Genomic DNA, 19,717 nt, shown 5'->3' with positions numbered 1-19,717 from the left:
TCAAGTCCGGTATCACCCACCACATATAAACACTTCAGAACATCTAAATAATTCCTACTATTCATTATAAAAATCCACTCGGGTAATTAACCCAATTGTAAGAAAAAGAAAGCATCGCCGCCCTTTACAAATAAATATCCTTTATTAAGTACTCTTGTTTAATATCTCTTAAACTTTACTGTTTAAAATCCATCTTGATATTTACCATGCTTACTCAATTTAAAATGCTGATTTATAGCCAGCTAAATGTATGAATATAAATTAATCTTCTAATAACCTCGGCTAATAGTTAAATTCCCTTGTAAGCAGCTAAACTGTTGATTATAGTCTGTGTTAAATCTAATAACGTTTAAGCCAATGCCCACTAAGATCTATGCAAAAGCCAAAATACTGATAGTTGAAGAGCAACCATTAGCTCAAAGCTATATGAAACAGTCGTTAGAAAGGCTTGGCTTTCGGCAGCTGCGTTTTGCTGATCATGCAACTTCGGCAAAAGAACAGTGTTTGAGTGAACAATTTGATTTAATAGTGTGTTCGTTTAATTTAAGCAAACAACAAGATGGTTATCAGCTTTACGAAGAGCTACGTGTTAAACAACTAATTAAAAACTCAACGGGTTTTATTTTTATATCTGCAGAAACCAGCGGGTCACTTGTCCATAGTGTTTTAGAGCTTCAGCCCGACGACTTTTTAGTAAAACCCTTCACCGTACAAGAACTTAAAACTCGTATAGAACGAATTCTTAAACGTAAACATGACTTACAAACCGTCTATACGTTTATTGACGATGGTAACGATTCTAAAGCAGTAAAGTATATAGATTCTGCGCTTGATAAAAATAATAGCTACAGCCCTATATTGCTTCGCTTAAAAGGGGACGTCCTACTTCGCTTAAAAAGAAACGAAGAAGCAAAAGACTTTTTTAAATCAGTGCTTGATATACAAAAGTTTGCTTGGGCTAAAGTCGGTTTAGTAGAAGCATTAATTGCCAATAATGAGCATATACTAGCGCAGCGTATGTTAAAAACTATGCTGGAACGCCATGAAACACGCTTAGTTGCGCTCGACTTACTGGGGCGTTTAGAAATAAAACTTAGTAAATTTGAATTAGCACAGGAATTTTTAAGTCAAGCGGTTGATATCGCCCCTCGAAATATTTCCCGTCAGAAGTCGTTAAGTAATGTATCGTTGATTAATCACGACTACGAAAAGAGCTATTTAACGCAAAAAGAAATCGCCAGTTATGCAAAACATTCAATACACGACAACCCCGACATTTACCTAAATGCGGCTCGTGCAGGTATCGACTTTGCGTTAACGACTGATCAAACAGATCAAATTCAGCGTATTTCTCGTCAAACTAATAAATATATTAACGACTTAAAACAACAATTTCCTAATAACACTAATCAAGCACAAATTGATGTATTAAATGCTCGACTACATTATTTAAAAGATGAACATCAAAAAGCTAAAAAACTAATAGAGCAACTTGATGAAGACGACTCACATATTCGCTCTGTAGATGGAGCACTTGATAAAGCAAAAGCATTTCATGAGCTTGGTTTTCACCAAAAAGCACAAACTTTGTTTACTCAAATTATTAGCCATTGCGAGCGCCACCCAACAGTAAGCGACACTACTTATCTGCGTTATATTCAACAACAGCAAAGTGAACGTAGAGATATTAAAATGGGCCCTAAAGAACTTAACAACCATGCGGTTAGTCAGTTCAACAAAGGTCAGTTAAATATGGCGTTAGAAGCGTTTACACAAGCATTTAGAGTTATGCCACGTAATCCTAGCATTGCGCTTAATTTATTACAGTGCTTGTTTGATTCAACCAAACAAAAAGGCGGCACTTTTAACCTGGCTATCGCCAAAAAATGCTACGCCCTTTTGAGTAAATCATCACTACCTACAGATCAGGCGCAAAGATTAGACAAAATCTTACTTATGGCCAAAGAAATGAAGCTCGATATTCAAAATCCAGACAAATAGGATTTTATAGCTTTTTCATTGCTGCAGCGTTTACGCAATAACGTAAACCAGTAGGCTGAGGCCCATCAGGAAATATGTGCCCTAAGTGCGCATCACACACATTACAAACCACTTCTACGCGCTGCATACCGTGGCTTGAATCACTCACGTACCCTATTGCCTCAATAGCGGCTGGTTGGGTAAACGAAGGCCAACCTGTACCGCTATCAAACTTTTCATCCGCGTCAAATAATAAGTTCTCACAACATACGCATGCATATTTGCCTGGCTCTAATAATGTGCAACTTTGAGAGCTATGTGGACGTTCAGTGCCTTTTTTACGAGTAACATAGTATTGGTCTTCACTAAGGAGCTCTCGCCATTGCTCGTCGCTTTTCACAACCTTTTTAGCGGGAGTTGGATTGCCATTGTTAGCAAAATTAATAACATCGTTCCATTTCAACATAACAGCCTCATAAATAATTAAATAGCATTAGGGTGTTAGCCTAATTAAGGTAGAGGTAAACTAAAGTAAATTAAAGCGTTTTAAATACACTATCACCCGCTTTGATTTATCCAAAATGTATTGTTTGCTTCTCAGATTCAGTGAGTATACGTTTAACAAATGCATCTAGCTCAGTACTTTTCGCCGGTAGGCTCACACTTAACTGACGATCATTACTGCTGTGTATTATTAGCTCATCACTTTTACTTTCAACACGTTCAATATTACTAATAACCAACCAATGCGGGCCGTGCTTTTTATCAAAAAAGCCTGTTAGGCTAAACAACATAAGATGCTGTGCGTCGCGTTGAATAAAATTATCTAATCGATTTCTCGCTTTAAATAACGCCGTTAACCTATAAAAACTAGAACAAAGTACAAAAAGCCACACACCAAATAAAAACTTAAACCACATGTACTCACTAAGATTAGTGCTTAACGCAAGCACTAAAAGCACCAAAGCGATAACCGACACCACCATCGCTATTTTTTTATTTACAGCGTCCATTTCAATCCTTTGTAATTAATTTTTTTCTTCAGCTGCTTTTTCTGTGGGCTCAGGCCAATCGTTAAAAAACACGGTTAAATAACGACTCTTAGCCAAATACCACAGTACCCACAAAACAATAACCATTTGTACCGCTAAAAATAGCGAAAACCGATAATGGCTATGAGCCACCTGTATACTGAGCCACGCTAAATCAATCACAGCGCACAAAATAAGTGGCCAGCGCATATGGCGCCATACTTTTGCTAATTTTTCACTCGCGCTGTGTGAATCTCTTGGCCGGCGCAAACAAAACAATACCGTAGGTACAATCGCAATGGCACCAATAGTAATAGCAATAAAAAAATCATTTTTGGTTTTAAAGAATAACGACATTAAATCAAGTTCTGGTCTGCGGCTAAGGGCCGCTATCACCCAAATAAAATATGAGCGCAGTAATACCAGCACACTTAAATGAAATGCAATGGGCGTACGGTAACTCCCGTATTTGTCCCAGTACTCTGGCCCATATCGGCTCATTATTTTTTATCCTAACCGTTATATTTTTCAAACAAGGCAATTAAATCTTCTTCGCTAAGTATTTCAATACCTAAATCCTGTGCTTTGGTAAGTTTTGAGCCTGCTTTTTCACCTGCCACTAAGGCATCTGTTTTAGCCGACACACTGCCGGCCACTTTTGCACCTAGTTGCTGTAAACGGGCTTTTGCGTCATTTCGATTTAATGTATTTAATGTCCCCGTAAGTACATACGTTAAATCAGCCAAAGGTTGCTCACCTTTTGATGGTGCACTAAGCGCAGGCCAATTAATACCTTGCTCTATCAACGCATTAACTACATCAACATTATGTTGCTCATCAAAAAAGCCACGAACATGAGTTGCTACAATAGCGCCTACATCACTTACTTGCGTTAAACTATCTATGCTGGCATTTGTTACATTTTCAAGGGTTAAAAAGTGATTAGCTAAGTTTTGTGCAGTTGCTTCACCTACTTCTCTAATGCCTAAAGAGTATAAAAATTTAGCAAGCGTAGTGGCTTTTGCATCCTCAAGCGCACCGACTAAATTTTTAGCCGATTTAGGACCCATACGTTCAAGCGATTCAAAATGGCCTTGTTTCAAAATAAACAAATCTGCGGGCGTTTTAACCAGCTCTCTATCGACCAATTGATCAACTATTTTATCGCCTAAGCCGTCAACATCTAGCGCTTTGCGTGAGGCAAAGTGCTTAATAGCCTGTTTGCGCTGTGCCGGGCATACAAGGCCCCCAGTACAACGGGCTACAGCTTCACCTTCCACTTTTTCTACGTGGGAGTCACAAATTGGGCACGTTTTAGGAAACTCAATATCGCGAGCATCGTCAGGGCGGCGCTCAAGCACTACTTGTGTAATTTGTGGAATTACATCGCCAGCACGGCGAATAATAACGGTATCCCCAACTTTTACACCCAAACGGGCAATTTCATCACCATTATGAAGCGTGGCATTTGAGACCGTAACACCGCCAACAAATACGGGCTCTAAACGGGCAACCGGTGTTATTGCACCGGTACGACCAACCTGAAACTCTACATCGAGTAATTGAGTAACCTCTTCTTGCGCCGGAAATTTATACGCAATAGCCCAGCGCGGAGCACGTGCTACAAACCCTAAACGCTCTTGTAAGGCTTTTTCGTTTATTTTAATTACTACGCCATCAATTTCATATTTAAGCTCGCCACGGCGCGTTAAAATATCGCTATAATATTCAAGTGCCGCTTGAGTGCCTTCTAACAATTTAGTTTCTGGGCAAAGTGGTAATCCCCAATCGGTTAATTTAGCCAATTGCTGGTAATGATCCTCAGGGATGCTGCCATCGGCAACCAAACCTGTACTATAAGCATAAAACATCAACGGGCGTTTAGCGGTAATTTTTGAATCAAGCTGGCGCAAACTTCCAGCTGCGGCATTACGTGGATTTACAAACACTTTATCACCGCGTTTTTGCGCTTCAGTATTTAATTTATCAAAGCCAGCACTATCCATAAATACTTCGCCGCGCACTTCAAGCTCTGCAGGATAATCGCCACGCAGCTTTAGTGGTACATTACGAATTGTTTTTACATTTTGGGTAATGTTTTCACCTGTAAATCCATCCCCTCGCGTTGCTGCTTGCACTAATACACCATCACGGTAAATAATAGAGACTGCTAGGCCATCTAGTTTTGGTTCACAGCAAAAAGTAAGCTCGCCTGTACTCATTAAACGCTCTTTTATACGGCGATTAAACGCACTGAACTCTTCTTCGCTAAAAGCATTATCGAGCGATAACATAGGCACTTGGTGAGCAACTTGTTCAAATTTACTCAAAGCTGCCCCGCCCACTTTTTGAGTTGGCGAATCGGGTGTTAAAAATTCTGGGTGCTGGGTTTCAAGTGCACTGAGTTCGCGTAATAGCCTATCGTATTCAGCATCTGGGATGCTTGGGGTATCAAGCACATAATAATTGTAGTTGTGCTGCTCTAAAGTACTACGAAGATGATTAACTTGCTCACTAATGCTGCTAGACATTTAAACCTCAAAAAACATAAAAAAAGCCACTTTTAGTTAAGTGGCTTAATAAAAAATAATGTATGCGTATTAATTACGCAGAAAATGCACGAACCTGCTCAACATATTGACGAACTCGGTCAACACTCATTTCTTCACGCTCGGCATCTAAAATTTGTGCGCCAAACTCATCAGCAATTTTTTTAGCCGCGCTGTGCAACATATTAAACGCTGCAAGCCCATCGCCTTCGCAAGGCAAAGTCATAAATAAGCTCACACCCGCTGTGCTAAATTGTTCCATATTGTCTATATCAAACGTGCCTGGGTTGTACATATTTACCAGTCTGAATAACACTGGTCCTTGGCCTGCTGGGTCAATATGACGATTAAAAAAACCTTCTTCTGAATACTTAAAGCCTAAAGTGTTCACTGCTGGCAATAATTTACTGCCCTGCATAGTTAACCCTTCTGGCATTTGTATATGCACAATTACAAAGTCAGACATCTCAACTGGCGCAGTTTCTTCGCTTTGTGGCTGGGCTTCTGGCTCTTGCACAATTTCCAAATCATCTTCAATTGGAATTTCTGGAACACTTGTATCCATTTGTGGCTCGTTAGCATCAAAGTTAAGCTCACCAAATTGCGGCTCATCGCGCTGGGTAACTTCTGGCTCTTTTGGCTGTGCGGCCGGTGTATGAGATGGAGTCTCTTGCATTGGTTCTACCCGCTCGCTAGCAGGTACTTCTGGGCTGTCTTTTTTTCTAACTGACCATAAACCATGTACTAATAAGCCACCTATGACAAATACACTGATCACGATTAAAACCCATCTTAGTTCTTCGGCCATCCCCTCACCTTTTATTATTTGATATGCCTAAACCTGTGCATTAGTAAAATACTAATACGCTTAAATTAAAATATTATGTGTGTGCAAGTTGCACTGCTTGTTCTATATCAACTGCTACCATTCGTGAAACGCCTGGCTCTGCCATAGTAACGCCAGTTAATCGCCCTGCCATTTCCATCGCAATTTTATTATGACTAATATAAATAAACTGCACTGATTGTGACATTTCTTCAACCAAACGGCAAAAACGAACCACATTGGCATCATCAAGCGGTGCATCTACCTCGTCCAGCATACAGAATGGAGCTGGATTGAGCCTGAATATAGAAAACACTAATGATAATGCGGTCAGCGCTTTTTCTCCACCACTTAACAAATGAATTGTTGAATTTTTCTTGCCGGGTGGTCGTGCCATTATACTAACACCACTTTCGAGTAAATCGTCACTGGTTAACTCTAAATATGCACTCCCACCACCAAATACTTTTGGAAATAGCTCTGCAAAGTCTTCGTTAACTTGATCAAAGGTCGCTTTAAAGCGTGTTTTTGTCTCAATATCTATTTTACGAATGGCACCTTCGAGAGTATTTAGCGCTTTGGTTAAATCATCTAATTGGTTATCTAGGTATTCACTACGCTGCTTTGCAAGGTCAAACTCTTCTATTGCAGCTAAATTTACGGCGCCTAATTTTTCAAGCTGATTAGTTATTCCCGTTAACTGGTTTTGCGCGGCACTTAAACTTAAAGAGTCAGGTAATGCTTCGAGTATGTGCTTTAAGTTTTGTTTTAGCTCATCTAATGGCTCAAGCGCGGCTTGTGCTTTGATAAGTAAGCTTTGTTCTTCAATGGTGAGTTTTTGATGCTGCTCTTGTAAACCCACCAGCTCACCTTGTGAACTCTTAAGGCTCGCTTGCTTTGTATTTAAGCTTTCTTTAGCTTGAGCAAGTTTACTTTGAAGCGATATTAGCACCTGCTCACCTTGCTTGTGTTGCTCAAGCAAGCTTGTAATTTTATCTGTGAGTTCTTGCTCTGGAATGAGGAGCTCTTCTATTTCCTCAAGTAACTCTTTAGCACCTTCACTTGCACTTTTATGCTCTTGCTTTGCATGGTTAAGTTTAGTTTGGCTTAGTTGCCATTCACTTTGTATTTTTTGTTCGTATAAACTACTTTGATGCGCTTGCGTTTTATATTGCTCAAGCGTGGTTACAGCTTGGCTATACTGCGACTCACTTTGTATTCGAGCATTATTTGCATTTGCTAAATCATCAGTTAAATTAAGCTGCTGCTGTTTCATTACTTCAAGCACTTGCACTTGTTCATCGCACGTTTTTAATAACTGTGTGTGCTCAGTTGTTAATGTCAGCTTTTGCTGTTCAAGTTTTTCTAATTGTTGTAAGTGCTGAGCAACCTGCTCTTTAAGCATGTCGCTACGCGTTGTGGCTATGGCAATATTTTGTGCAAGTTGATGTATAGCCTCTTTAAGCTCGTTTAATTCATTACTTTGCTGTGTTTGCTGGGCTTTGCAATCGTCAAACTGCTGTTGTATGTTTTGCAGCGCTTGTTGTGAAGCATTTAATTGTATTGTTTTTTCTTTTAGCTGTTTATGCTTTAAAAGCTGAGAGTTATCGGCGTTTTTATCGGCACTAACATGCCAATTTCGAGCATGAAGCGCACCTGTTCTATCCATCACCGCAATATAAAAATCATCTTTTAGCAATGTTAAATCTGCGACTTCGCTATAAGCAATGCGTGTGAGTAAATCAGGGTAAACGCCCTTATTAACAAATGCAGCTAAGCTGTTTTTTGGCGCAGCTTTCTTACTTTGCCAAACACTGTTATTACTTTGCTGTTTAGTTACATGTAAATGCTCAAGTGATTGCAAGGCTTGTTCAATTACGTGCTCAAACCCTTCTTTAACTACTAATTGTTTAAATAAATTTTGGCTCTGAGCATTTTTATCTTCAAGTCCGAGGCTACTCGTCAAACCAGCTATACTGGCTTTTAGCTCGTTAAGGTGCTGTAAGTTATCTTCAAGCTGCTTTTGTGCTTGCTCAACTAAATTATTCTGCTCTGCAAGTTCAGCACTGCAATGCGACTGCGTAGTTTGCTTACTGGCAAGTTCTTGAGTGAGGGCTTGGCGCCTTTGTGTTTGCTCAACTAGCTGCTGCTCTATATCGCTACTTTTAAGTTCATTAATTTGCTGTTGCACTTGGCTTAGCTGATTACTTACATGCTCACGTGCTTGAACGCTTTGATTAATCGTACTTTGCTGCAATTGCGCTTTGCTATTATGTTCAAGCTGCTGCTCATTTAAAGCTTGCCACACACGCGTAGTTTGCAGCTTTTCATCAGCTAATAACTCTAATGTTTGAGTCAACTCATCAACTTTTTCCGTGCACATTAAGCTTTGCTCTGTGGCGTCTTGCAAGGTAATTTCGAGTTGTTCACATACACTTTGCTGCTGTAATTTGAGCTCTAAGCTTTGCGATTGACGTAGCTCTAGCTTTACACGATTTTGTTTAAGCGTTTGTGTTTGTTGTTTAATATTTATTTGTTGCTGCTCAGCACGGGTCAACTCTGTGTGAGTAACGTGTTGCTGATGCTGCGCGTCGCTTAATTTATCTTGTTGTGCTTGAACTTGCCCCTCTAGGCTTGCAAGTACGTCATCGTGCCCTGAGTGCGCCGTTTTAAAAAACGTTATTTGCTCATTCAGCTTTTTAATTTGTATGCTTTTTTCGAGCTGTTGTTGATGCAGCTTTTGCCATTTTAAAACAGCAATTTGACCTTTTAAAGTGCGCTCTTGCGCCTTGAGCTCTCGGTATTTTTTAGCATCAACCGATTGCACAGCAAGTTTATCAAGTTGAGTTTGCAGCTCTTTGCGCACATCAAGTAATCGCTCTAGGTTTTCGCGGGTACTTTTAATACGTGTTTGGGTTTCGCGGCGGCGCTCTTTGTATTTAGACACACCGGCGGCTTCTTCTAAAAATACCCGCAGCTCTTGCGGTTTACTTTCTATTAATCGCGAGATCATCCCTTGCTCAATAATCGCGTAGCTACGCGGCCCAAGCCCTGTGCCTAAAAATATATCGGTAATATCGCGCTTACGACATTTGCTACCGTTTAAAAAATACAGCGATTGCCCGTCACGAGTTACTAAGCGTTTAATTGCAATTTGATTACGATCGGCAAAAGTATTGGGTGTATCACCTTGGGTATTATCAAAAATCAGCTCTACAGAGGCTTGCGAGATAGGTTTACGATTAGTTGATCCATTAAAAATAACATCGGTCATGGCATCGCCACGTAAGTTTTTAGCAGAGCTTTCACCAAGCACCCATCGCACTGCATCAATAACGTTAGATTTGCCGCAGCCATTAGGGCCAACAACACACGTCATTTGATCAGGAAATGGAATTTTAGTGGGCTCTACAAACGATTTAAAGCCCGCTAATTTGATAGTGCTTAAGCGCATCTTATTGTTATTACCGATTATTATTGTTATTAATTACAAACAATTTAACTCATAAACAGTTAAAAAGTTAAGCTTGGCGTTTAAAGTTATCTAAAATAATACCGGTGGCCATTGCCACATTAAGTGACTCTGCACCGCCAAAAGCAGGTATGGTTATTTTGTCGCTCACTAATTTTGCACACTGCTCGCGTATTCCATGCGATTCACTGCCCATAAGCAAAACACCCTCACCACTGAATTGTGTCTTATGCACACTTTTCCCATCTAAAAACGCGCCATATATTGGCAAGTTTAAAGTTTGTAAATATTCAGGTAATTCAACTTGGCTTACAGATACTCTTACAAACGAGCCCATAGTGGCACTAATCGTTTTAGGATTGTAAGCATCGGCGCTGTCGGTACTCGTTACAATATGTTTAATCCCATACCAATCAGCAACTCTAATAATAGTGCCTAAATTGCCCGGATCTGATACGCCATCAAGAGCAAGAATTAACCCATTATTTTTTGGAAGCGCTGCATTTGGCATATTAACAATAGCAATTGCGGCATTGTTACTTACCAGCGTACTTGCTTTGGTGAGTTGCTCTTCTTGTGCTTCAATTAATTGTGTGTGGGGATATTGGCTTTGATGAGCATTTATAAACGCCTGCGTAGCGAATATATCAACCGCTTTTAATGGGCTGTTTAACAACTCAAGTACGTTTTTTTCACCTTGTACAAGGTATTGATTATATTGCTTTCGGTACTTTTTTTGGCCAAGTTGGCGAATAAGTTTGAGTTGGTTTTTTGAAATCATAACAGCCCCATAAATTTATCCCCGAAGTATAACAGATTTAACAAACACATCTGAACTTCAAAAACGTGAAAACGCTGATTAAGCCTCCGCTATTTTTTTTGCGCTTCGCTCAAAGGTAAGGTTAATACGCATAAACATGCCTTTTATTGCCTCTACTTGGCTTGTTTCGCCTGCGACATCTACTAGTTCTGCGTATAAAGCGTCTGATATATTTTTAAATTCATTATTACTCCTACCCTTAGTCGCGAGTAAAAAAGCATCTGCAAGGGCTTGTTGCCAGCTAATAAGTTGCTTTAAATCTTTGCCCGCAAGATTTGTACAAATAGACTGCAAGCGAATAGATGCATGCCCAACATTTAAAGCGGTTAATGCTAAATCGGTGATCGCCCGTGTATGCGAGCCTTGATCATAGTTGGTTAAACGTAATAAGCGGTCAGACATTCTGCGGTTATACCAAATGGCAGCCGTACGCTGCTGGTGTATTTGTAGTAGGTCGTGATGCGTTGTTTTAAATACTCTATGCACAAGTAAACGCACGCTTGGCCCAGTAATTAAGTGAAACACCCAAAATAAAATACTCACACCGGCAAAAATTGCCATTGCTGCACTTAAAGTATAATCGATAGAAAACGCTAAACTCATGTCGGTACTTGGGCGTACTAAAATAGAAAACGGAATACAAAACCCTAATCCATAAGGCAGTGTTGCTCTATCAGCAAGTAACAATAAACCTAAAAAGTAAGGCCCCGCCAGTACCAAAATTAAAATCTCTAGCTGCCCGCCACTTTGTGAAAGTAAATTAAGCGCATAAAAAACAGTGACGAACGAGGCAACAGCAATACCTATTAATAAGCGCTTTAAAACTACCTTTAACATGGCAAGAGGTATACGCGCTAACATGATTGAAAAAATGACTGGTAAAATCATAATCATTAATGCAGCCGATGAGCCCGTACTTACCCAAACAAATGCACCAATAATAAATACTAAGCTAGTTCTAAAGCCTACAAATATACCGGCAAGCGGGTCGCGATAACTAAGCATGCTCGGGGCATTTAATAAGCTGCTATCTCGCTTTTCAAGGGCTTTGTATGCTTTGAGTAAAATGGTTAATTCTGAGGCGATCTCTAATGCCAATGACAGCATATGAGATTCAAATGGCGAGTCGGTTTGATTATTAGCTTTTAAAGCCGATAGGTTTTTTCGGTAAATTTTTATTTCTTCTGCACAATATTCAAAGCTATCAGATTGCGCAATACGGCATAAAACATCACTCAAATTTTGCATGAGCTTCGTTAAATCTGGTGTTATTAGCTCTGTGTGACTTCGCTGCAAGCGTCCAAATATTTGTATTAAAGCAAGTAGAGAAAGCACTTTTTGTGAAACTTGGTTTGCAGCCCTAGAACGCCCCGGACCTTTAGGGCCTTCGTACCTTACTGCACTCGAATCTTCGTTTATTACACCAAGGGTGGCCATAATGGCATCTATTTGCTGATGGCGCTTTTCGTGAGTGCACTTTTTATCTATTTCGGTAACTAAATAATTTAATGTTTGATTAATAACGGCGCGAGCTTGAACTTGTAATGTTTCTTTAACTTTTACAGGCCAAAACAAATGACTCACAAGCCCCGCACAAATAGAGCCAACAACTATTTCGCTCATGCGTGATTGTGCGATATCAAATACTGCGTGGCTGCTTACAGTGGTGGGATTTGCCATTACCAAAAGGACAATGATTTCAGCTGTTACCGCCGCCATAGCAAAAGCATAAACAAAATTAGCTTGGCGAACCATTGCCGAAAGTGCTGAGTTTAATCCAAGCCATAGCGCTAAAGTTCCCAGCGCTAAATAAGGGTAAGGCATAAGCTGAGTAAGTAAAAAAATGCCAAATAAACCACCTACAACAGTGCCTATAATTTGGCAAATTGCTTTTTCTATGACTAAACCGCTTTCTGGGCGTAGCTGTAAAAATATGGCTGAAACTAACGCCCAATAAGGCCTATCGAGGTTAAGGTACATAGCAACACTTAACGACATTGCCATAGCAATAACGCCTTTTGTTGCAAAAGTAATGGCCTGCTTATTAGGAAAAAACAAATTCCTCAATACATCACCCAAGGTGTTCTCCTTAATGCGTATTGAGGTGAATTGTGGCAGTCATTCCAGCGCTAAGACGAACCTTTTCAGGTATCGAGTCTAATTTAATATCAACCGGAATACGCTGCGATAAACGCACCCAATTAAATGTTTGCTGCACCACAGGTAATAACTGCGTATTACTTTGTGTGTTCGTATTAGCGATAGCTTTACCCACACTCATTACGTGACCAGTTAGTGCATCACCGCCACTTAACAGTGATATTTTAGCTTTTTGATTATCGTGTATTAAAGGGATTTTAGTTTCTTCAAAATAGCCTGTAACGTAAAACGAGTCCGACTTAACAATTGCAAAGACTGATGAGCCTTGTGCTACGTAATTACCTTGGCGTAAGTTTAAATTAATAATTTGCCCACTCACCGGTGCATACGCTTTTGTTCTATCAAAATTTAACTGTGCTATTGCTTGCTCAGTTTTTGCAAGCTCGTAATTAGCTTTGGCTATTTTTGAATTAATGCGTGTAGACTCAAGGCCTTCTTCGCTAATGGCTTGTTGGGTATTTAAGCCTTTTCTACGTTGTAATTTATGCTTTGCCAATTCCCATGTGTATAGGGCATTTTCGGTATTTGCTTTACTTTTATCAAGCGCGGCTTGATAACGTTTATTATCAACACTAAAAAGTAAGTCACCTTTTTTAATGGTTTGCCCATCTTTAATATTTAACTCAGTCACCCACCCAGATACATCGGGCGAAACAATCACTATTTCGGCCCTTATACGGCCATCACGCGTCCATGGTGTATGCATATAATCAGTCCATACCCAGCGCCCAGCAAATACAGCGGCTATAACAACTATAACGGTTAAAAGTATACGTAGATATTTTGTCATCTAATTTATCTTCCACTGAGTAAGTAAACGGTTAGGGCCAAATAACAAATAAATAAAGACACTTCAAACCAAGCGACCTTCCATATACGGTCGTGCCAATCTAAGCGATGCAATACAAACCGTGTAATAGCCGTTAAAACAAACGCTATAGGAAAATAAACAACCAAAGGACTAAACTCTACCCCGCCTAAAACAACAGCTTGCAACATAATAAAAATCCATAGGTGTTTTGAAATGGTTAAAAATAGCGCGTGATATAAATAACTGCCTAATTATAATACTTTGCTCTTAATCTAAAATTAATATCGACACAATTTTAAACCTGATACTTTTACATATAGCCTTTTAATCAGTTACTTGCAAAAGGCTGGCGCTATTATAAATATTGAGTTTTGCACCAAATTTAGGTAAGTTAACAAAAAAACAACATGGATATAATTTTAATGGAATCAATACACCCTACTCCCCCAGAAGCAAACCCATCAGCAAACGAGCCAGCCCCCCTTATTTTTAGCGGTAAAGTTCAGTTTAGCGGCAAAGGCGGTGAGTTTTTTGGTATTTGGATAGTCAATATTTTACTCAGTGTACTTACTTTAGGTATTTACTCTGCATGGGCAAAGGTGCGCACAATGCGTTACTTTTATGGCCACACTCGCATAGACGGACACAGCTTTGACTACTTAGCCACCCCGATGCAAATTTTAAAAGGCCGTATTTTAGCTGTTATTGTATTTTTAATTTACACCTTTGGGAGCAGCTTTTTCCCTATTATAGGCTTACTCTTTGCGGTTGCTTTTATCTTTTTAATGCCGTGGGTTATTAACCAAGGCCTGCGCTTTAATATGCGTATGACCCGTCATCGTAATGTGCGTTTTTCGTTTAAAGGCAATTACGGCGAAGCCTTTGTTAACTTTATACTGTTACCTGTAGCCAGTATTTTTACGCTTTATTTATTGATGCCTTATGTTTTAAAACGTATCGACAGTTACATACATAGCAATATTAGTTACGGCGATACGCCATTAACAGTTAACCTAAAAGGTGAAACATACTACTTAACAGCGCTTATTTGTTTTGTGGTGAGCTCTATCACTATGGTGATTTTTATGGCTATTTTAGGCTTGTTTGGGCTTGATTTGCTCAATGTAGAAAATCAACAAAACATGCAAGACCCTGCTGCCATGACACTCATGTTTGGTGCACTAATGGTCGCTTACGTATTTATGATTGCGATAGTAACCGCTGTTTGGGCTGCGGCTATTCGTAATCATATTTTTGATAACAGCCAATTTGAAGACGTAGCGTCATTTAAATCACAGCTTAAGCCTATTCCTTTTGCCATATTACTATTAACAAATATGCTGGCCATTGTGTTCTCCTTAGGACTTGCATACCCGTGGACCAAAGTGCGTACATCTAGAATGCTTGCCGAGGTTACAACCGTTAATATTTACCCAAATGCACTAAATTTAGTAGATACTGCGCAGCAAGAGCAGTCATCGTTTGCTGAAGAAGCAGCCAATGTATTTGATATCGATTTATCGCTAACCTAAGAGCTTACTATGCACGTACAGGGACATTACTTCCCCAAAGCATCAAGTAATTATCAACAAGGTGTCGCTAATATTCGCGACACCTTGGTTGAAATTAGCCACGATGACCAGCTTATTTCAAGCTATGCAATAAGCGATATAACACTCACCTCTGGCCTTGCAGGGCTTGCTGATGAACTGCGTTTTGATGATGGTAGCCGCTTCATTCCAAGTGATGTAAATTATCGCTGGCCTTTTAAAACCGATAAGCACGACCTACTAGAGCGCCTTGAAAAAAGTAAATGGGCTATTTTAGCTGCCATTATTTTTACACCGCTGTTTATGTGGCTAATGCTTTATAAAGTAGTACCAGCGATTGCTGTTTACAGTGTTGATACCCTGCCGCGCAGTGTAGTAGAGCAAATGGGTGAGCAAAGTTTTACCTTAATTGAAAAGCTAGCGCTTGATGAAAGTGAGCTGCCTATTGATCAGCAAGCTAAAGTACAGCAACACTTTAATACCATGCTTAATGAACTCTCGCTCGAGCCATCGGTTTATAGATTATCGTTTTATAAATCAGAGAGCTTTGGCGCTAATGCGTTTGCAATGCCCCATGGGCGTATTGTAGTCACTGATGAATTAGCTAATTTACTTGCAGACAAACCAGACGCGTTAAAAGCCGTGTTACTGCACGAAATTGGCCATGTTGTTCACCAACATAGTGTACGTATGACTGCCCAATCGGCAGCCAGTACCATTGTGCTTGCGGTTATATTTGGCGATTTAGAAGGTATAGCAGAAGTGGCTCTTGGCACTGGGGCTACGTTTGCGCAGCAGGGTTTTTCGCGTGATATGGAGCGTGAGGCAGATAGCTATGCCCTCATTCAACTTGAGCATTTAGGTTATTCAAGTAATGATTTTGCCGATGCCATACAAGCCCTACAAAGCGCGCATACGAGCGAAAACGAGCATATTGAAAAGGTAAATAATTTACTCGAATATTTATCAAGCCACCCAAGTGCACAAGAGCGGATTGATAATGCCAGAAAGTAACACGTTTTATATTCAACTTGCTCGCTACATAGTGAGTTTAAGTTGGGTATACTAATTCGATTAACTATAGGAGCTATTTTAACGATAAATAAATCATTTAGTAACTAGGCAAAAACTTTGTGTTTAGTGGTTCTAAATAGAGATTTTTTAACGACGTTAGTAATTGATTTAGTAAGTTAAATTGTTCAAATAGTTATTTGGGTTAGTATCATTCACGGCTTTTTTCCAAAGCTTTATCATATTGCACCGCTTGAAAAGCTGATGACAGGCAGTGCTGGTTTTTCAGCCGAAGTGTCTGAATTAATTACACGTTCAGCGGGTGTTGGCGAAATTATATTTGGCGTGTGTTTATTTGTGTTTTATAAAAATAAGCACATCGTGATCTTAAATATATTAGCGCTTGTAGGGCTTTTGTTAGCGGTTGTAGTAATGCAGCCACCATTACTCATTGAAGCATTTAACCCAGTAACTACTAACCTGCCGCTTATTGGGCTAAGCGTTATTTGGTTAAAAGAAATTAATCAACATCTCTAAAATAAAAGAGGTATGCCAGTGCATACCTTTTTAGTAGGACTTAACTTATAACGTTAATACTTATTTTTATGTGTCCACAAATGCAATAACTCGCTCGCAATGGTTGCTGCGGCAATAGCGGTAAGCTCGCTTTGGTCGTACGACGGTGATACCTCTACCACATCCATACCCACCATATTTATGCCTTTTAGCGCGCGCAGTATTTTAAGCACTTTATCTGACGTTAAACCACCGCACACGGGAGTGCCTGTACCTGGTGCAAATGCAGGGTCTAAACAATCTATATCAAACGTTAGGTAAACGGGTAAGTTGCCTACTCGCTCACGTATTTGCCCTGCAATGTCATTGGCATGCAAGTCGTTAGCTTGCATTGCATCAATCACTGCAAACTCATGCTTTGATTGGTCAAAGTCGGTGCGAATACCAATTTGTATACTGTGTTCTACATCAATCAGCCCTTCCATAGGCGCATGATAAAACATAGTGCCGTGATCAAAACGAGAGCCATTGCTGTATGTATCGGTGTGCGCATCAAAATGAACCAGTGCCATTTTGCCATGTATCTTTGCATGTGCCCGCAGTAGAGGAAGCGTTACAAAGTGATCGCCACCAAGGCCTAACAGCGTTGCACCTTGGCGAAGTATTTGCTCTGCGGCCATTTCTAGCTGTGCAGTAAAATACTCAGGATCGCCTACCGGGTAAGTAAAGTCCCCTGCATCTGCAACCGTTAAACGCTCAAACAAAGGAAATGTCCACGGGTATTTAGTGCCTTCCCAGGCTAAATGTACCGACGCTCTGCGAATGGCATCTGGCCCTAAGCGAGCACCGGGACGGCCCGATGTTGCTAAGTCAAACGGTAAGCCTAGTACAACGACATCTGCATCAATGGCATTAATATTTTGCACCATAGGACGACGTAAAAACGTCATCCCGTTTGAATACAATGAGTGGTCAACATGACCAAACAAGCTAGACATTGCTTATAACTCTTCTAAATAAGTGTAGCCATTAAGGCCGTTTTGCAACTCGTCTAAAACGCTTTGCTGTTCATTTTTATCTATTTTTGCAGACACTAACTGCGCGTACGACTGCTGAAAGCTCTCAACATCTAAATGCACATAGCGCATCATATCGGCCACCGTATCGCCTTGATTTATTTCGCTAATACTGGCAACGCCTTGCTCATCCATATTGATAATGGCGCTGTGTGTATCGCCAAATAAATTGTGCATATCACCTAAAATTTCTTGGTACGCACCCACTAAGAAAAAGCCCATTAGGTAGGGTTTATCGGCACTGTACTCAGGCACGGGCAATGTGCTTTCAATGCCTTGGCCATCAACATAGTGCTCGAGTGCGCCGTCTGAATCACAGGTTATATCAAGTAATACAGCGCGTTTTTTTGGTGCTTCGGTTAAGCCACTTAATGGCAATACCGGAAACACTTGATCAATCCCCCACGCATCAGGCAATGATTGAAAAAGCGAAAAGTTTACAAAAAACTTATCAGCTAAACGCGCGTTCAACTCGTCAATAATTGGGCGATGAAAACGATTTTTGTTATCCATGTGTTTGTTAAGCTCATAACAAATACGTAAGTTAACTTGCTCTGCCCACGCACGCTGCGTTAAATCTAAAAGCCCAAGTGCAAACTGGTTATGCGCCTCTGCTAGGTCGCCTTGGCTATCGTGATAAATTTCAATCAGTGCGCGGTCATCCGTTAAATCGGTTAACTGCACAAACGAGGCCCACATATTATTTAATAAAAGCGGTGCATCTGTTGCAGGCGCTTTTAGCTGTTCTGGTATGTAGCTTTCTGTGCCTATCACGTTTGAGATAAGTACAGCATGGTGCGCCGTTAGTGCACGCCCCGACTCAGAAATAATAGTCGGCATTGGTTGCTCATACTGCTTACAAGTATCGCCTATGGTGTACACAATGTTATTTGCATACTCAGCTAAGCTGTAGTTCATTGAGTTATGAGATTGACTGCGCGTACCATCGTAATCAATAGCTAAACCGCCCCCAACATCTAAGCACTCAATGCTTGCACCTAATTTGCGTAGCTCACAATAAAAGCGCGCGGCCTCGCTTACACCTAAACGCACATCGCGTATGTTTGCCATTTGCGAGCCTAAGTGAAAATGCACAAGTTGCATTAAATCAAGCTGGCCTGCGTCTTTTAAACGATTCACTACATGCAGTACTTGCGACGCTGATAAACCAAATTTAGATTTTTCGCCGCCACTTGCTTGCCACTTTCCTTTGCCTTGCGATGCTAAACGTACACGAATGCCAATACGTGGTTTAACATTTAGCGCTTTTGCTTGGCTAAGCACCATGTCGAGCTCAGAAAGCTTTTCAAGCACTATGTAAACTTTGTGGCCTAGCTTTTCGCCAATAAGCGCTAAACGCACATATTCTTTGTCTTTGTAGCCATTACATACAATCACTGCACTGGTTTTTTCTGCCATTGCCAAAACAGTTAAAAGCTCTGGTTTGCTGCCTGCCTCTAGGCCTAATTGTTTTTTTTCTAATTCAGCTTGGCTTGCTACTATTTCTTCAACTACTTCGCGTTGTTGGTTTACTTTAATTGGGTAAACTAATAAGTAATCTTTTGGGTAACCATAGTTTTCAATCGCGGTATTAAACGCGCCACATAAACTGTGCACACGATGATGTAAAATTTGTGGAAAGCGCACTAAAGCCGGTAAGCTTAAGCCTTTTTCTTGAAGTTGTTTTGCGATATCTGTTAATGCAATAGTTTGCTCTGGGGCGTGAGCCTTTGGCGCAACATACACATCACCTTGATCATTAATACCAAAAAAACCTTGGCTCCAATGACGAACATTGTAACTCGTGCGAGCTTGTTCTAGTGATGTTGTCTCTTTCATTTATCTTTCTCTTTTATTTAATGAATGCCGGTTCGGCCAAGTGCGCGCATTAAAAGAAAAATAGACTTTTAAGTCC

Annotated in this window: 16 protein-coding genes; 4 read left to right on the top strand and 12 right to left on the bottom strand. The window is 40.3% G+C overall.

Annotation, left to right across the window (positions count from 1 at the left end):
* Positions 1-357 precede the first annotated feature (357 nt).
* Positions 358-2,001 (top strand): tetratricopeptide repeat-containing response regulator, encoded by a 1,644-nt coding sequence (locus ALFOR1_RS05695; RefSeq protein ID WP_104642334.1) that lies wholly within the window; start codon positions 358-360, stop codon positions 1,999-2,001.
* Positions 2,002-2,005: 4 nt separating this feature from the next.
* Here the strand turns inward: ALFOR1_RS05695 and msrB are convergent, their stop codons facing one another.
* The 10 genes from msrB to ALFOR1_RS05645 form a co-directional block, all read right to left on the bottom strand.
* The gene (msrB, locus tag ALFOR1_RS05690; RefSeq protein ID WP_058547492.1) at positions 2,006-2,446 is read right to left on the bottom strand and encodes a peptide-methionine (R)-S-oxide reductase MsrB; all 441 of its coding nucleotides are present in this window, start codon (positions 2,444-2,446) and stop codon (positions 2,006-2,008) included.
* Positions 2,447-2,552: 106 nt separating this feature from the next.
* The gene (locus ALFOR1_RS05685; protein ID WP_104642333.1) at positions 2,553-2,993 is read right to left on the bottom strand and encodes a hypothetical protein; all 441 of its coding nucleotides are present in this window, start codon (positions 2,991-2,993) and stop codon (positions 2,553-2,555) included.
* A gap of 15 nt (positions 2,994-3,008) precedes the next feature.
* Positions 3,009-3,512, bottom strand: a complete 504-nt coding sequence (locus tag ALFOR1_RS05680) for a DUF2919 domain-containing protein (protein ID WP_104642332.1) — start codon at positions 3,510-3,512, stop codon at positions 3,009-3,011.
* 11 nt (positions 3,513-3,523) lie between these two features.
* The gene (gene ligA, locus ALFOR1_RS05675) at positions 3,524-5,542 is read right to left on the bottom strand and encodes an NAD-dependent DNA ligase LigA (protein WP_104642331.1); all 2,019 of its coding nucleotides are present in this window, start codon (positions 5,540-5,542) and stop codon (positions 3,524-3,526) included.
* 73 nt (positions 5,543-5,615) lie between these two features.
* The gene (zipA, locus tag ALFOR1_RS05670; RefSeq protein ID WP_104642330.1) at positions 5,616-6,368 is read right to left on the bottom strand and encodes a cell division protein ZipA; all 753 of its coding nucleotides are present in this window, start codon (positions 6,366-6,368) and stop codon (positions 5,616-5,618) included.
* A gap of 73 nt (positions 6,369-6,441) precedes the next feature.
* Positions 6,442-9,840: a chromosome segregation SMC family protein gene (locus tag ALFOR1_RS05665; RefSeq protein ID WP_104642329.1), complete on the bottom strand. Its 3,399-nt coding sequence runs from the start codon at positions 9,838-9,840 to the stop codon at positions 6,442-6,444.
* A gap of 67 nt (positions 9,841-9,907) precedes the next feature.
* Entirely contained in the window at positions 9,908-10,639 is a 732-nt protein-coding gene (locus tag ALFOR1_RS05660) for an RNA methyltransferase (protein ID WP_104642328.1), read from the bottom strand.
* A 78-nt stretch (positions 10,640-10,717) separates the two neighbouring features.
* Entirely contained in the window at positions 10,718-12,757 is a 2,040-nt protein-coding gene (locus ALFOR1_RS05655) for an FUSC family protein (RefSeq protein WP_104642327.1), read from the bottom strand.
* 10 nt (positions 12,758-12,767) lie between these two features.
* Positions 12,768-13,628, bottom strand: coding sequence for an efflux RND transporter periplasmic adaptor subunit (locus ALFOR1_RS05650; RefSeq protein ID WP_104642326.1), 861 nt, complete (start codon positions 13,626-13,628; stop codon positions 12,768-12,770).
* Positions 13,629-13,633: 5 nt separating this feature from the next.
* Entirely contained in the window at positions 13,634-13,837 is a 204-nt protein-coding gene (locus ALFOR1_RS05645; RefSeq protein WP_058547483.1) for a DUF1656 domain-containing protein, read from the bottom strand.
* Positions 13,838-14,071: 234 nt separating this feature from the next.
* Between ALFOR1_RS05645 and ALFOR1_RS05640 the strand changes: the two genes are divergently transcribed.
* The 3 genes from ALFOR1_RS05640 (at position 14,072) to ALFOR1_RS05630 (ending at position 16,747) form a co-directional block, all read left to right on the top strand.
* Positions 14,072-15,181: a YjgN family protein gene (locus ALFOR1_RS05640; RefSeq protein WP_104643623.1), complete on the top strand. Its 1,110-nt coding sequence runs from the start codon at positions 14,072-14,074 to the stop codon at positions 15,179-15,181.
* A 9-nt stretch (positions 15,182-15,190) separates the two neighbouring features.
* Positions 15,191-16,213 carry a M48 family metallopeptidase gene (locus ALFOR1_RS05635; RefSeq protein WP_104642325.1) on the top strand — a complete coding sequence of 341 codons (1,023 nt, stop codon included), beginning with the start codon at positions 15,191-15,193 and terminating at the stop codon, positions 16,211-16,213.
* A gap of 180 nt (positions 16,214-16,393) precedes the next feature.
* Positions 16,394-16,747, top strand: a complete 354-nt coding sequence (locus ALFOR1_RS05630; RefSeq protein WP_104642324.1) for a DoxX-like family protein — start codon at positions 16,394-16,396, stop codon at positions 16,745-16,747.
* Positions 16,748-16,800: 53 nt separating this feature from the next.
* Here ALFOR1_RS05630 and speB read toward each other — a convergent pair whose 3' ends face one another.
* The gene (gene speB / locus ALFOR1_RS05625) at positions 16,801-17,724 is read right to left on the bottom strand and encodes an agmatinase (protein WP_058547480.1); all 924 of its coding nucleotides are present in this window, start codon (positions 17,722-17,724) and stop codon (positions 16,801-16,803) included.
* Positions 17,725-17,727: 3 nt separating this feature from the next.
* Entirely contained in the window at positions 17,728-19,641 is a 1,914-nt protein-coding gene (speA, locus tag ALFOR1_RS05620; protein WP_058547479.1) for a biosynthetic arginine decarboxylase, read from the bottom strand.
* Positions 19,642-19,717: the final 76 nt, after the last annotated feature.

The sequence above is a fragment of the Pseudoalteromonas carrageenovora IAM 12662 genome (assembly GCF_900239935.1).
GTDB lineage: Bacteria > Pseudomonadota > Gammaproteobacteria > Enterobacterales > Alteromonadaceae > Pseudoalteromonas > Pseudoalteromonas carrageenovora.
This window is presented reverse-complemented; position numbering and strand designations above follow the sequence as displayed.